The 15,520-nt window shown below is 70.9% G+C and carries 7 protein-coding genes and 1 pseudogene; 5 read left to right on the top strand and 3 right to left on the bottom strand.

Annotated elements, in window-relative coordinates:
• Positions 1-43: 43 nt before the first annotated feature.
• Positions 44-6,808, top strand: a pseudogene (locus tag ABD481_RS25315) (type I polyketide synthase); the annotation flags it as partial.
• Positions 6,809-7,111: 303 nt separating this feature from the next.
• On the opposite strand, the gene ABD481_RS25320 reads toward ABD481_RS25315, so the two are convergent.
• A complete protein-coding gene (locus ABD481_RS25320; protein WP_344668251.1) occupies positions 7,112-7,906 on the bottom strand; it encodes a class II aldolase/adducin family protein in 795 nt (264 codons plus the stop codon).
• 141 nt (positions 7,907-8,047) lie between these two features.
• Complete coding sequence (locus ABD481_RS25325; RefSeq protein WP_344668245.1) at positions 8,048-8,332, bottom strand: hypothetical protein; 285 nt, start codon at positions 8,330-8,332, stop codon at positions 8,048-8,050.
• Positions 8,333-8,614: 282 nt separating this feature from the next.
• Here ABD481_RS25325 and ABD481_RS25330 point away from each other — a divergent pair, with 282 nt between their 5' ends.
• Positions 8,615-9,382: a thioesterase II family protein gene (locus ABD481_RS25330; protein WP_344668246.1), complete on the top strand. Its 768-nt coding sequence runs from the start codon at positions 8,615-8,617 to the stop codon at positions 9,380-9,382.
• A 307-nt stretch (positions 9,383-9,689) separates the two neighbouring features.
• Here the strand turns inward: ABD481_RS25330 and ABD481_RS25335 are convergent, their stop codons facing one another.
• Positions 9,690-10,838, bottom strand: coding sequence for a sensor histidine kinase (locus ABD481_RS25335; protein ID WP_344668247.1), 1,149 nt, complete (start codon positions 10,836-10,838; stop codon positions 9,690-9,692).
• Between the two features lie 248 nt (positions 10,839-11,086).
• Between ABD481_RS25335 and ABD481_RS25340 the strand changes: the two genes are divergently transcribed.
• The 3 genes from ABD481_RS25340 to ABD481_RS25350 all read left to right on the top strand — a co-directional run bounded on the left by ABD481_RS25340 (position 11,087) and on the right by ABD481_RS25350 (position 15,290).
• A complete protein-coding gene (locus ABD481_RS25340; RefSeq protein WP_344668248.1) occupies positions 11,087-11,644 on the top strand; it encodes a hypothetical protein in 558 nt (185 codons plus the stop codon).
• Between the two features lie 437 nt (positions 11,645-12,081).
• Positions 12,082-13,410 carry an NADP-specific glutamate dehydrogenase gene (gene gdhA / locus ABD481_RS25345; protein ID WP_425559283.1) on the top strand — a complete coding sequence of 443 codons (1,329 nt, stop codon included), beginning with the start codon at positions 12,082-12,084 and terminating at the stop codon, positions 13,408-13,410.
• A gap of 248 nt (positions 13,411-13,658) precedes the next feature.
• On the top strand, positions 13,659-15,290 hold the full coding sequence (locus ABD481_RS25350; RefSeq protein WP_344668250.1) for a CehA/McbA family metallohydrolase: 1,632 nt from the start codon (positions 13,659-13,661) through the stop codon (positions 15,288-15,290).
• Positions 15,291-15,520 lie beyond the last annotated feature (230 nt).

Genomic DNA, 15,520 nt, shown 5'->3' on the forward strand with positions numbered 1-15,520 from the left:
GCACCGTTCCTCGCAGGACAAGGAGTCATCGATGGCGAACGAGGACAAGCTTCGCGACTATCTGAAGCGGGTCACCACCGATCTGGCTCAGACCCGGGAGCGGCTGCGGGAAGTGGAGGAGCGGCAGCAGGAGCCGATCGCGATCGTCGGCATGAGCTGCCGCTTCCCCGGCGGCGTGGACAGCCCCGAGTCGTTCTGGGAGCTGGTCGCCCAGGGCCGCGACGCCGTGACGAAGTTCCCTGACAACCGCGGCTGGGACCTGGACAACCTCTTCGACCCGGACCCCGAGCACCCCGGCACCTCCTACGCCGACGTCGGCGGCTTCCTGCACGACGCCGGGAACTTCGACCCCGAGTTCTTCGGCATCAGCCCCCGCGAGGCGCTGGCCATGGACCCGCAGCAGCGGCTGCTGCTGGAGGCCAGCTGGGAGGCGCTGGAACGGGCCGGCATCGACCCGACCACCCTGGCCGGCTCCCAGACCGGCGTGTTCACCGGCGGCTTCGCCCTCGGCTACGGCAGCGGCACCCCCGGCGACCTCGACGTCGGACGGCAGGAGGGCGGCGAGTCGCTCGAAGGCTTCCTGATGACCGGCGTCGCGGTCAGCGTCTACGCCGGACGGGTCTCCTTCACCCTGGGCCTGCAAGGCCCCGCGGTGACCCTGGACACCGCCTGCTCCTCCTCGCTGGTGGCCATGCACCTGGCGGTCAACTCGCTGCGCACCGGCGAGTCGTCGTTGGCCCTGGTCGGCGGCGTGACCGTGCACTCGACCCCGGTGATGTACACCGAGTTCTCCCGGCAGGGCGGCCTGGCCCGGGACGGCCGCTGCAAGGCGTACTCCGACGACGCCGACGGCACCGGCTGGGGCGAGGGCGTCGGCGTGCTCGTCGTCGAACGGCTCTCCGACGCCGTGCGCAACGGCCGCGAAGTGCTCGCCGTGGTGCGCGGCAGCGCCGTCAACCAGGACGGCGCCTCCAACGGCCTCACCGCCCCCAACGGCCAGTCGCAACAGCGCGTCATCCGCGCCGCCCTGGCCAACGCGAACCTGTCGCCGAACGAGGTCGACGTCATCGAGGGCCACGGCACCGGCACCGCGCTCGGCGACCCGATCGAGGCCCAGGCCCTGCTCGCGACCTACGGCCGGGACCGCGACCCGGAACGGCCGCTGCTGCTGGGATCGGTGAAGTCCAACATCGGCCACTCGCTGGCCGCCGCCGGCGTCGCCGGGATCATCAAGATGGTCGAGGCGATGCGGCGCGGCGTGGTGCCGGCGACGCTGCACGCCGACCAGGTGTCGACGAATGTGGACTGGTCCGCCGAGACCATCCGGGTCGTGGCCGAGGCCGCGGCCTGGCCGGAGACCGGACGGCCGCGGCGCGCGGCGGTGTCCTCGTTCGGGATCAGCGGGACGAACAGCCATGTGATCGTGGAGCAGGCCCCTGTTTCGTTGAAACAGAACTCTGATGCTGTCGGGGGCGAGCCCGCTGCTGGTGCTGAGGACCAGGGCGAGAAGCCGGCCGAGAAGCCGGCTGAGAGCCAGGCCGAGGCGCGTGCCGAGGGAACGAGGGCGGCCGACGCCATAGCCCCGGCATGGGTGGTGTCCGGCCGGAGCGCGGCGGCGTTGGCCGCGCAGGCCGAGCGGCTGCGCGAGTTCGCGCTGGCGCGGCCGGAGCTGGACCCGGTCGCCGTCGGCGCCGCGCTGGCGACGTCGCGCGCCGCGTTCGAGCATCGGGCCGTGGTGACCGGGGACCTGATCGAGGGGCTGGCGGCGGTCGCGGCGGACGAGGACGCGGTCGGGGTGGTCCGGGGCAACGCCGAGAGCGTCGGCAACCTCGCGTTCGTGTTCTCCGGCCAAGGCGCGCAGCGGTTGGTGATGGGCGCCGAGCTGTACGAGAAGTACCCGGTGTTCGCGGCGAAGTTCGACGAGGTCTGCGCCGAACTCGACCGGGCGCTGGGTGCCGAGGAATCCGTGGCGTCGGTGATTCACGGTGCTGATGCCGAGGTCGTGAACGAGACGATGTGGGCGCAGAGCGGACTGTTCGCGGTCGAGGTGGCGCTGTGCGAGCTGCTCGCGTCCTGGGGGATCGTGCCGCAGCTGCTGGCCGGGCACTCGATCGGTGAGCTGGCGGCGGCCCACGTGGCCGGGGTCTTCTCGCTGACCGACGCCGCGACGGTGGTCGCGGCGCGCGGGCGGCTGATGCAGCAGCTCCCGCGCGGCGGCGCGATGGCGGCGGTCGCGGCCTCGGAGGCCGCGGTCGCCGAGGTGCTGACCCGCTGCGGGGACCAGGTCGCCGTCGCCGCGGTGAACGGCGACCAGTCGGTCGTGGTGTCCGGCGACGAGGCCGGCGTCGAGCGGGCGATCGCCGAGCTCACCGAGGCCGGCGTGCGGTGCAAGCGGCTGCGGGTGTCGCACGCGTTCCACTCGCCGCTGATGGACCCGATGCTCGCCGAGTTCGAGGCCGTGGTCGCGCGGGTCACCCTGAACGCGCCACGGATCGGGCTGGTGTCGGGGCTGACCGGCGCCCTGGTCGCCGACGAGGTCACCGAGCCCGGCTACTGGGTCCGGCACGTGCGCGAGGCCGTCCGCTTCGGCGACGCGGTCACGGCACTGCGGGCGGCGGGCGCGAAGACGTTCGTCGAGATCGGGCCGGACGCGGCCCTGACCCCGATGGTGACGGCGGCCGACGGCGAGGCGTGGCTGCCGGTCCTGCGGCGGCAGCGCCCGGAGATCGAGACGCTGGTGGCGGCGGTCGCCGGAGTGTGGGCGCGCGGTGGCGCCGTCGATTGGGCGAGATACTACGAGGGCTGCGACGGAGGCCGCGGCGTCGACCTGCCCACGTATGCCTTCCAGCACCGGTACTTCTGGCTGAGCAAGGCGGCCGGGGCCGGGGACGTCGCAGGGCTCGGACTGGCCGGCGCCGACCACGGACTGCTGAAGGCGGCCGTGGACGTCCCGGAGACCGGTGGCACGCTGCTCACCGGACGGCTGTCGTTGCAGACCCAGCGATGGCTGCGGGACTGCACGGTCGGCGGCGTCGCCGTGGTGCCGAGCGCGGCGCTCGTGGAGATGGCTGTGCGGGCCGGCGACGAGGTGGGCTGCGGCCGGGTCGCGGCGCTGACCATCGAGGCGCCGCTGGCGGTGCCGGACACCGGCGGAGTGCGGGTGCAGGTCGCGATCGGCGCTGCGGACGACGGCGGCGCGCGCGAGGTGGCGCTGTTCGCGCGGCCGGAGATCGACGGGGCGGCGTGGGTGCGGCACGTGGTGGGGGTGCTGGAGCCGGAGCCGGAGACGGTCGCCGATCCGGGGCTGACCCAGTGGCCGCCGGCGGGCGCCGAGACGGTCGACGTCAGCGGGTTCTACGAGCGGCCAGGATTCGACCTGGGGCCGACGTTCCAGGGCGTGCGGGCCGCGTGGGCGCGGGACGGTGAGGTGTTCGCCGAGGTCACGCTGCCGGACGGGGTCGGGGCGTCGGAGTTCGGCGTGCATCCGGCGCTGCTGGACGCGGCGGTGCAGGTGGTCGGGTTGGTGGAGGAGGGGGCGGCGGCCGGGTCGGTGCCGTCCGGGTCTGTGCCATCTGGGTCGGCGTCATCCGGGTCGGCGTCGACGGGGCGGCCGCGAGCGGCGTATGAGTGGGCTGATGTGCAGGTCCACGCCGTGGACGCGGTGACCGCGCGGGTCCGCGTCACCCCGGAGGCCGACGGCTATCGCCTGGTCCTGGCCGACGCGACCGGCGGCCTGATCGCGTCGGTGGGCGGCGTGGTGGTCGGCGACCTGCCGTCCGACGTCTTCGACGCGGGCGCGGCGCTGGCCCGGGAGGCGCTGTTCCGGGTGAGCTGGCAGGCGTTGCCGGTGCGGGCCGAGGGGGTCGACGGCGCCGAGAACTGGGCCGTCGTCGGCGCGGATCCGGGGCTGGGCCTCGCCGGGGCGGCGGCCTACGCGGACCTCGAAGCGTTGGTGGCGGCGGTGGCGGGCGGCGCTCCGGCGCCGAAGACAGTGGTGGTGTGCGCAGCCGATCAGGGTTCTGATGACTATCTGCACGCGGCGCGCGGCGCGGTCGTCGGGGTTCAGGAGCTGCTTCAAGCATGGCTGACGGCGGAAGGGCTGGGGACCTCGCGGCTGGTGGTCGTGACGCGCCGCGCGGTGGACGCGGGCGCGGAGGCGGCGGTGCGGCCCGGCGTGGCCGGAGTGTGGGGGATGGTGCGGGTCGCCGCGTCGGAGAACCCCGGACGGATCGCGGCGGTGGACGTCGACGACCCCGTGGGCAGCGGACCGTCCATCGCGGCGGGGCTGGGGGTCGGGGAGACCGAGTTCGCGGTGCGGTCCGGACAGATCCGGGTGCCGCGGCTCGTGCGCGCCGACCGCGGGTTGAAGGTGCCGGAGAGCGGCGGCTGGCGGCTTGGGTACGAGGGCCAGGGAACGTTGGAGTGCCTGCGGTTGGTGGCGGGGGAGGCGGGTTCGGGGAGTGCGGACGCGACTGCGGATTCGACTGGAACTGCGGCTGCGGCTGCGGCTGCGGGTTCGGGTTCGGGTTCGGATGAGGTTGCGAACGCTTCTGCTGGTGCGGGTGTGAGCGGGCAGAGATCGACAAGCCGCGCGCTGGAACCGGGCCAGGTCCGGATCGCCGTGCGGGCCGCGGGCGTCAACTTCCGCGATGTTCTGACCGTGCTGGGCGTCTACCCGGGACCGGCCGGTCCGCTGGGCCTGGAGGGCGCGGGCATCGTCGTCGAGATCGGTCCGGGCGTGGAGCGCTTCGCGGTCGGCGACGCGGTCGCCGGGCTGTTCGCCGAGGCGTTCGGCCCGGTCGCGGTCGCCGATGCCCGCACCCTGATTCCCATGCCCGCCGGCTGGACCTTCGCGCAGGCGGCGGCCGTCCCGGTCGCGTTCGTGACGGCGTACCACGCACTCGTCGAGCTGGCGGGCGTGCAGGCCGGGGAGTCGGTGCTCGTCCACGCGGCCGCCGGCGGCGTCGGTGGCGCGGCGGTGCAACTGGCGCGGCATCTGGGCGCGGAGGTCTACGCGACGGCGAGCCCCGCCAAGTGGAACGCGGTGCGGGGCCTGGGCATCCCGGAGGAGCAGATCGCCTCGTCGCGGACGCCGGAGTTCGCTGATGTCTTCTCGGGCGTGGACGTCGTCATCAATTCCCTGACGGGTGAGCTGATCGACGCGTCGTTGCGGGCGCTGCGGCCGGGCGGGCGGTTCGTCGAGCTGGGCAAGACGGATCTGCGGGACGACGTCGGCGACGCCGTCTATCTGCTGCCGGACCTGCTGACCGGCGGCGAGATCGAGCGGATCGGCCGGATCCTGGAGCGGATCAGTGCCTTGATCAGCTCGGGCGTGCTGGAGCCGCTGCCGGTGACGTGCTGGGACGTGCGGCGCGCGGTGGACGCGTTCCGGTTCCTGAGCCAGGGACTCAACGTCGGCAAGGTGGTCCTGACCCTGCCGACGCCGCGCGAGAAGGGCGCGGTGCTGGTCACCGGTGCGTCCGGGGCGCTCGGCGGACTGGTCGCGCGGCACCTGGTCAACGGCGGCCACGCGGAGAGCCTGATCCTCGCGTCGCGGCGCGGCGCCAACGCCGGGGGAGTGGCCGAGCTGGCCGCCGAGCTGGCGGCCGTCGGCGCGAGCGTGGAGCTGGTGGCGTGCGATGTGGCCGAGCGGGAGCAGGTCGCCGAGATGCTCGGGACGCTGGCGCGGCGCGGCGTGCGGCTCAGCGGCATCATGCACACCGCGGGCGTGTTGGACGACTCGGTGCTGGGGTCGCTGACCGCGGAGCGGACCGAGGCGGTGCTGCGGCCGAAGCTGGACGGGGCCTGGCATCTGCACGAGCTGACGCAGGACCTTGATCTGGACAGCTTCGTGATGTTCTCGTCGGTGGCGGGCATCTTCGGCGCGGCGGGCCAGGCCAACTACGCGGCGGGGAACACGTTCCTGGACGCGCTGGCCGCGCACCGGCAGCGGGCCGGATTGCCGGCGGTGTCGGTGGCCTGGGGTCCGTGGCACCTGGAGGACCAGCGGGCCGGCGCGAGCGGGATGGCGGACACACTGGACCGCTCGCATCGGGAGCGGATGGCGCGGCAGGGCCTGGCGCCGTTGTCGGGTCAGGACGGGCTGGCGCTGCTGGACCGGGCGCGCGAGGCCGACGATTCGCTGCTGGTGGCGGCGCGGCTGGACTTGGCGCGCCTGTCGCGCCGAGGCGCCGAGCCGTTGCCCTTGTTCGCGAACCTGGTACGCAGAGGGACCGCAGGCCGCGGCTCCGCGACGCAGAACGCCGCGTTGGCACAGCAGGGGTTGGCCGAGCGGCTGGCGACGCTGTCGCGCGCGGACCAGCAAGAGGCGCTGCGGGCGATCGTGCGAACGCAGGTCGCGTTGGTGCTGGGCATCGCGGGCCGGCAGAGCGTGGACACCCACCGCACGTTCCGCGAGCTGGGCTTCGACTCGCTGACGGCGGTGGAGCTGAGGAACCGCCTGACGGCGGCGACCGGCCTGGTACTGCCCGCGACAATGATCTTCGACTATCCGACCCCTGACGACCTGGCCGAGTATCTCCGGGCGGAGACGGTCGGCGAGGACGGCGGCGCGGACGGTACCGGCGCGACCGACGCCGGGCTGCTGAAGGAGCTCGATCGCTTGCAGTCGCTGCTGGTCGCGCGCCCGGCGGAGAACCCGCTGAAGCTGATCACCCGGCTGGAGGGGATCCTCCAGGATCTGCGCACCGGCGGCTCGGCGAACGCGCAGAGCAACCAGGAGATCGAGGACGCGAGCGACGACGAGATGTTCAGCCTCATCGATCGGGAGCTGGGGTTGATGGGGTGAGGTGAGGCGAAGTGAGGTGAGGTGCTCGGGGCCCTGGGTAAACCAGGGCCCTGTGGCATGCGCCGGAGACTTGGCAGCGGGTTCTGAGTGAAGTCGGAGCCCTGGACGGGCTCGGAGCGCTGGGCATACCAAGCCGCCTGTGGCATGCGCCGGGGACTGCGCAGTGAGCCTTGGACGTACTCAGGACCCTGAGTGAGTCTGAGTCCTGACCTGACTCGGGGCCCGGAGCCGCGGCGAGATTCTCGCGGCGGCCCCGGGCCCCGGTCGGTGTGATCGTGCTGGGTGCGATCGTCGTGCTCGCGCTCAGTCGAACAGATCCGGCTCGTCCCGGGCGATCTCCTCGAACAGCGGCTGGAACTGGATGTAGCCGGCGTACTCGTGCCCCAGCTCCGCGTAGGTCGCCTTCGCGTTCTCCGGGCTGATCTGGTGGGTCGTGCCGGCCGCCTTCGCCAGCAGCTGCGCCTGGGCCGTGCGCTCCATGGTGATGAACCACCACGCGGCGCCCTCCACCGAGGCGCCGACGGTCAGCAGGCCGTGGTTGCGCAGGATCACCGCCTTGTTCTGGCCCAGGGTCTCGGCGATGCGTCGACCCTCGCCCAAGTCGTTCACGAGTCCGGTGTAGTCCTCGAACACCGCGTGGTCCTCCCAGAAGGCGCAGGCGTCCTGGGTCAGCGGCTCGATGTGCTGGTCGGTGCTCGACAGGGCCTTGCCGTGCAGGCTGTGGGCGTGGGCCGCGCCGACGACGTCCGGGCGCGCCTGGTGGACCGAGGAGTGGATCACGAAGGCGGCCTTGTTGACGATGTGGTCGCCCTTGAGGACGTTGCCGTCGGAGTCGACCAGCAGCAGATCGCTGACTTTGGTGTGGCGGAAGGGGACGCCGAAGGGGTTGACCCAGAAGCAGTGCGGGAATTCGGGATCGCGGGCCGTAATGTGGCCGGCGACGCCTTCTTCGAAGCCGAACCGGGCGAACAGGCGCAGCGCCGCCGCGAGACGTTCTTTGCGGTGGCGGCGTTCATGGGCCGGGGTCGGGAATGTGGGCGGCTTCAAGCGTTCCGCGAGTTGTTCTATAGGAATCGGCTTCAGATCGGCTTCTGTCAGTTCTTCGAGCACGAGGCGCCTCTTTCTCGGATGGGCGGGCCCCGGCGCTGTTTTCGGGGACGAGAAAGCGTCCGTCCCGCCGGGGGGTGTGCGGGGCGGACGCTTTTCAGGCCCGTGGTGCCGGCCGGAGCCGGGCGGGGGTCAGTCCGCGGCCGCGACGGCGACGGGTTCGGGTTGCTGGACCGGCTCGGCCGGCTGGGCCGGGACGGTCAGGCCCGGGACGGTGATGTCCGGAACCGTCTTGACGGCTTCCAGCGCTGCCTCGATGGCCGCCGCCAGGGTCGGCGAGACGGTGTCGTCGAAGTCGAGCCGGGTCACCGGGACGCTGGCGTCGGTCGGGAGTGAGTCGGTGGTGAACGCTGCCTGCGAGCAACCCGACTGCTTCAGGGTCTGGGACTCGCTGTCGGTGATCTCTCGGTTGAGCACCAGAGAGAAGTTGTAGCCCAACGTGGTCTCCCCTCATTTCCTTCACTGCTCTTGTGTTTAGAGCATTGGGGTTCGGGTCACTAGCCGAATTGAAGGTATCGGGGGCTGTGATTGCGCGCAACGGTGCCCCTGAACACCTCCAGGGGTATTCTCTTGATCTGTTCCCGGTGCTGATCGGCAGTTTCCGGTGGTGTTCAAGTGGTGAGGTATCACAGTTGAACGGGGGTCCTCCCGTCCCCGCCATCGCCCTGAGCCCTTATATACGATTCTTGGGGGATCGTCATGTCGCAGACTTCTTCCGACGACGCCGCCTGGCTGCGGCGCTACCGTCCGGTCCCGGACCCGGCCGCCCGCCTGGTCTGCCTGCCCTACGCCGGCGGCTCGGCACCCTACTTCCGCCCGGTGGCCATGGCGCTGGACCCGTCCGTCGACGTGGTCGCCGTGCAGTACCCCGGCCGCCAGGACCGGCGGCAGGAGACCCCGATCAGCGACATGAACGAGCTGGCGGACCGCGTCGCGGAGATCCTGGAGCGGCAACCGGCGCTGCCACTGACGCTGTTCGGCCACAGCATGGGCGCGGTCCTGTCGTTCGAGGTGGCACGACGGCTGGAGGCCAACGGCCACGGTCCGGTCCACGTGTTCGTCTCCGGCCGCCGCGCGCCGTCCACCCACCGGGACGAGACCATCCACCTGCGGGACGACCAGGGCATCATCGACGAACTGCGAGCGACCGACGGCACCGCCGCGGCGATCCTCAACGACGACGAGATGATGCGCGCCGCACTGCCGGCCCTGCGCGCCGACTACCTGGCGACCGAGTCCTACCGCTGCGCCCCGGGCGTGGCGATCGAGGCCCCGATCACGGCCCTGACCGGGGACCGCGACCCGAAGACCTCGCTGGACGAATGCCGGGCATGGGCCGGGCACACGCTGGGCGCGTTCGAGCTGCAGGTGTACCCCGGCGGCCACTTCTTCCTGGCCGACAACGGACCGGAGATCAACGGGATGTTGAACCGGCACTTCGCGGGGCGGGTGCGGGAGCGGGTGTGAGGTGGCCGGAGTGAGGCGGCCGGTGTGAGGTAGCGCGCTGTGCTTTGGGCCGCGGGCAGCTGGTGCTCGCGGCCTTGGCGTTGGCGGGGCGGTGGATTGGTGAGGTCTTGGTCAGGCCAGGTTGGTGCGGCGACGTTGCCATGTTTCGCAGCCTTGGCGTTGGCGTTGGTTGGTGAGGTCTTGGTCAGGCCGGGTCGGTTGGCCCTGGCGTGGCTGCGCTGTTTGGCCGCGGGCAGTAGTTGGTCAGGGCGGCATAGGCTTGGTTGCTTGGTTGCTTGGTTGCTTGGCTGTTTGCTTGGTGAGGCACCTAGACCGGGGCTTTGGCGGTGACTGTCCAAGTGTCGTCATGCCGCCCGGCGTCGAGCGTTCCACCGATCAGCAGCAGCCGCTCCTTCATGCCGGTCAGGCCATAGCCGCCATTCACAGTCTGCAAAGTGGTGGGGGAGGCGTCGGCGGGAACCGCGTTGCTGACCGACAGGCGGGTCTCGCCGTCGTCGTAGGCGAGCGTCAGCTCCACCGCTTCTCGTGCGGCGTGCTTCGCGGCGTTGACCAGTGCTTCCTGCGCGATGCGAAGCAACGCCATGGTCGCCGCCGGGGAGAGCTCGCGTGGCGCGCCGTCGATGCGGAAGCTGACCTCGGCGCCGTAGTGGCTGTTGTGCGTCTTGGTCAGGGTGCTGAGTTCCTGGTCGAGGGCGATGTCGGCGCGCAGCGCGTGGACCGCGCGCTTGGTCTCCACCAGGCCGTCGCTCGCGATCCGCTGCGCCGTGTCGAGCACGTGGAGCGCCTTCTCGACGTTGCCGTCCTCCAGCACCGCGCGAGCCGCCTGAATCTGGATGCTGAGTCCGCCGAGGGAGTGGGCCAGGACGTCGTGGATCTCGCGGGCGATGCGGGTGCGCTCGTCCAGGACGTCGGTGTGGCGCTGGAGTTCCTGGAGCTCCTGGGTCCGTTCCAGCAGCGCGGTGGCCTGCTCGGCCTGCACCCGGTAGGCGCGGCGGTGCCGGCCGATGAACAGGGCGCTGAGAATCGTGGCCGGGAAGCCGATCAGGGCCGCGGCGTCGGTGTTGCCGAAGATCAGGGCGCCGACCATCACGCCGAGGATGCCCACGCCGGCCACCGCCAGCGCGGTGTCGAGCGCGACGTCGCCGCCGGCGATCAGGGCGGCGATGGCGGCGAACAGCACCATCAGGGCGCCGTTGTGGCTCATGCACAGGAAGCCGGAGGCGCCGGACACCAGCGCGAGCAGCAGGACCATCGCGGTTCCGGACGGGGTGTTCGGCGCGGTGCGGGACTCGATCAGGGCCCAGCCGAGCATCGCCGCGCCGATGACGGCGTAGCCGGCGATCTGGACGGTCACGGTGCCGTGTTCGTGGCCGTGGATCGAGGTGCCGATGGTGAGCAGGCCGATCCAGACGAAACCGAATGCCCGACCGGCCCAGGCTGCCATCTTCTGCCTCATAAGGAACAGTATCCGCCGATCAGGGGGAGTGGAGAGCTCAGGCTATTGATGACTTTTGTAGTAGTTTGATGCGATTCTGGGCCGGGGTTGAGACCAGCGCGAGCGGGCCGCGAGCCGAGCACGAGTCGGCCGCGAGCGAGCCGCGAGTCCGGCTTGGGATGGTACGCCCGGTTGCCGCCTTTCGCGCGGTCGCCGTGGCCTTGTCCCGCGCCACCCGGAACACAAGACACACGAACGGAGATCCACACATGGCGTCCGACCTGACCGAAGCCATGATCGTCAACGCCGCCGTCTGGGGCTCGGTCCTGGGGACCGACCTCGGCCCGGCACGGAAGGTGGGCACGATGCGCATCGTGCGGCCCCTGGTGGTCGCCGCGGTCATCGTGCCACTGTTCGTCAAGAAGCCGGACCTGAAGGGCACCAGCCTGGAGATGCAGATCGCGGGCATCCTGCTGGGCATGCTCTGCGGGCTGGCCGCCGTCGCCCTTATGACCGTGTATCGCAGTCCGCAGACCGGGAAGCCCGTCAGCCGGGCCGGCTGGAGCTACGCGGCGCTGTGGACGGTCGTGATCGGGGCGAGGGCCGTCTTCTCCTACGGCAACTCGCACTGGTGGCCGACGCAGTTGGTGCACTGGGGCATCTCGCACAAGGTGAGCGTCGCCGACCTGACCGACGCGCTGGTGTTCATGGCGATCGCCATGCTGGTCACCCGCACGCTCGGGATCTGGGCCCGCGCCGCCTCGTTGGGGCCGTCCCCGTCGGTGGGCGCACGGGGCTCGGAGGCCTACAGCGTGGGCGTCAACTGACGTTCTTTTCGGGGGAGCGCGGACCCCGGGGCGGCGCCATGTGGTGTGGCGTCGCCCTTGGCGTGTGTCTTTGCCCTCAGGGGGTGCGGATGCGGGGCGGATGTGGGACGGGTGCGGGGCGGATGCGGACGGGTGCGGGGTGGATGCGGGGTGGGGGTGCGCGTGGGTGGCTAGGGGTGGCGCCGGTCGGGTTGGGGTTCTTTTCCGGTGGTGTTCTGGGATTCCCTGGTGTTCTGCGCGGCAGAACGCGGTGGGTGCGGGGTCTCGGGCGTGCCATTAGCGCGGCCCGAGGAGCTCTGCCGATACTGCGCCCCTATCGCGCTCGGACATCCGATCCGCTCGGCGCACTGATCGCCGGGCCGCGCCCGATCAGTCAGGGAGTAACGGTGACGTCCTTCCACTTCCGCCAGTCCGTATCGGCGACGTCCGCGGCCCGCATCGAGGCCGTCTACGACGAGATCCTGCGTCGCAACCCCGGCGAGCCGGAGTTCCACCAAGCCGTCCGCGAGGTGCTGGAGAGCCTCGCCCCGGTCCTGGACGCCCGCCCCGATCTCGCCGACGCCCGCGTCGTGGAGCGGATCGTGGAGCCGGAGCGGCAGTTCATCTTCCGCGTGCCGTGGACCGACGACGAGGGCGAGATCCACGTCAACCGGGGCTTCCGCATCGAGTTCAACAGCGCGCTCGGCCCGTACAAGGGCGGCCTGCGCTTCCACCCGAGCGTGACGCTGGGCACGGTGAAGTTCCTCGGCTTCGAGCAGATCTTCAAGAACGCGCTGACCGGCCTGAACATGGGCGGCGGCAAGGGCGGCAGCGACTTCGACCCGCACGGCCGCTCCGACTTCGAGGTCATGCGCTTCGCGCAGTCGTTCATGACCGAGCTGCACCGGCATCTGGGTGCTGACATCGACGTCCCGGCCGGCGACATCGGCGTGGGCGCGCGGGAGATCGGCTACATGTTCGGCCAGTACCGGCGCATCACGCGGCGCTGGGAGGCCGGGGTGCTGACCGGCAAGGGGCTGGACTGGGGCGGCTCCGCGGGGCGGACCGAGGCCACCGGGTACGGGAACGTGGTGTTCACGGCCGAGATGCTGAAGATGCGCGGCGAGGACCTCGACGGCCAGCAGGTGGTGGTGTCCGGGAGCGGGAACGTCGCGATCTACTCGATCGAGAAGGCGCAGGCGCTGGGCGCCACGGTGGTGACGATCTCCGACTCCGGCGGGTACGTGTACGACGACCGCGGGATCGACGTCGAGCTGCTCAAGCAGGTCAAGGAGCAGGAGCGGGGCCGGGTGTCGGACTACGCGGACCGCCGGGGGTCCTCGGCGACGTTCGTGAAGGACGGCTCGGTGTGGGACGTGCCGGCCGACATCGCGCTGCCGTCGGCGACGCAGAACGAGCTGGACACGGACGCGGCGCGGACGTTGATCCGCAACGGGGTGAAGGCGGTGTCGGAGGGCGCGAACATGCCGACGACGCCGGGGGCGGTGCGGTTGTTCCAGGAGGCGGGGGTGTCGTTCGGGCCGGGGAAGGCGGCGAACGCGGGGGGTGTGGCGACGAGCGGGTTGGAGATGCAGCAGAACGCGGGGCGGGAGAAGTGGACGTTCGAGCAGGTGGAGGGGGAGCTGACGCGGATCATGGAGAGCATCCACCAGACCTGCTATGAGACGGCTGAGCACTATGGGGTGCCGGGGGACTACGTGTTCGGGGCCAATGTGGCCGGGTTCGAGCGGGTCGCGGACGCGATGGTGGCTCAGGGGGTTATCTGACGAACGATGCTTTGCCGGGTGAAACAGGGCCGTGATGGTGATCGAAGCAGGGCCATGATGGTGCACGAAGCAGTGTTTTGATGCCTGGTGAAGCAGTGTTTTGATGACGAGTGAAGCAGAGCGCTGATTGTTTGAAGGGCAGCGTGTGGGCCGTGTGCGGCTCGCACGCTGCTTTCACGTGGACCCGACACAAGGGCTTCGCCTCGTTCTCACGCGCCATTCACCGGCGTCGCCGATGGTCGGGAAGCATGTGCACTGACGGATACTGCGAGCACAATGTCGACCCGCTGCCCGAATCGGAGGGCTCCGGCTCCGGCCCGTCCCGCCGGGGTGTGCTGACGGTCGGCGCCGCGACCGCGGCCCTCACTCTGGGCCCGATGACCTTCGCACACGCCGACGACCGGTCCGGCGGGCCTGGTGGCTCCGCCCCGGCCGACGGCACCCAGGTCACCCAGACCATCAGCGGCCACCTGGACACCGGGGCCGCCGACTTCGTCTACCTCCCCGTCGAGATCCCGGCCGGTGTGCGGCAGATCGACGTGCAGTACTCCTACGACCGGCCCGCGGTGCCGAACGGGGTCAAGGGCAACTCCTGCGACATCGGCATCTTCGACGAGCGGGGCATCGACCTGGGCGGCCCGGGCTTCCGCGGCTGGTCCGGCGGCTTCCGCACCGCGTTCTCGATCAGCGCCTCCGACGCGACGCCGGGCTACCTGCCGGGGCCGGTGAAGCGCGGGACGTGGCACATCGTGCTGGGGCCGTACCAGGTGGCTCCGCAGGGGCTGAACTACCAGGTGCAGGTGACGCTGACCTACGGGAAGCCGGGCGCGGCGTTCGTGCCGAACTACCCGCCGACGCGGGCCAAGGGGCGCGGGCGTGACTGGTACCGCGGCGACTGCCACCTGCACACCGTCTACTCGGACGGGAAGCGGCTGCCGAGCGAGGTCGCGGCGGGCGCGCGCGCCGCGGGCCTGGACTTCATGGTGTCGACGGACCACAATACGTCGTCCTCGCACGCGGTGTGGGGCCAGTACGCGGGCCCGGACCTGCTGATCGTGACCGGCGAGGAGGTCACCACCCGCAACGGACACTGGGTTGCGCTGGGCCTGCCGGCCGGGGAGTGGATCGACTGGCGGTACCGGTCGCGCGACGACGCGTTCTCAAGGTTCTCGCGCCAGGTCCGCAAGCACGGCGGCTTGGTGGTGCCGGCACACATGTACTGCGCGTATGTGGCGTGCCAGTGGAAGTTCGGCTTCGACGACGCGGACGCCACGGAGGTATGGACCGGCCCGTGGACGTACGACGACGAGCACGCGGTGAGCACCTGGGACCAGAAGCTGGGCGAGGCGGTCCGCGAAGGAAAGCGCTGGCTGCCGGCGATGGGGAACAGCGACGCGCACAGCGTGCCGAACGTGATCGGGCTGCCGCACAACGTGGTGTACGCGGACGACCTGGCGACGGACGCACTGATGGACGGGCTGAGGGCGGGGCGAAGCTGGATCGCCGAGTCGTCCGCGGTGAAGCTCGACTTCACGGTGACAGGCGGCGGAAAGCAGGCGGGGATCGGGGAGACGATCACACTGCCCGCGCAGGCGCCGGTCGACGTGCGGCTGGAGGCGCACGGGGTGCCGAACGGGACGGTGCGGTTGATCACGGACGAGGGGCAGATGTTCCAGCAGTCGCTGGATGCGAACGGGGACGGGGTCGTGGTGTGGCGGACGACGGCTTCGCTGGCGGCGTATGTGCGGGCGGAGATTCGGCATCCGATGGCGGATGGGTCGCCGGGGCAGGGGAACACGATGGGGGATGCTTTGTTGTTCGGGGCTATGGCGGCTTTGACGAATCCGGTGTTTTTGCGGGTGGGGAGGGGGCGGGGGTAGGGGGCGCGTTGTGAGGGTTATGGCAGAGGGCTGATTTACTGGGGAAGCCCGATATTAAAAGCTAGATCAAAGGCCAGGTCAAAGACATCCCTGGAGTTAGGGCTGTCAAGTGGTGATGGGTTCGTGCTGGTTTGTCCAGGCGGTGGCTTCGTCGTAGAGGGTGCCGGTTTTCAGGCAGCCGTGCAGGATCCCGACGAGGCGGTTGGCGACCTGGCGGAGTGCGGCGTTGT

The organism is Catenulispora yoronensis, assembly GCF_039531695.1.
GTDB classification, from domain to species: Bacteria; Actinomycetota; Actinomycetes; order Streptomycetales; family Catenulisporaceae; genus Catenulispora; species Catenulispora yoronensis.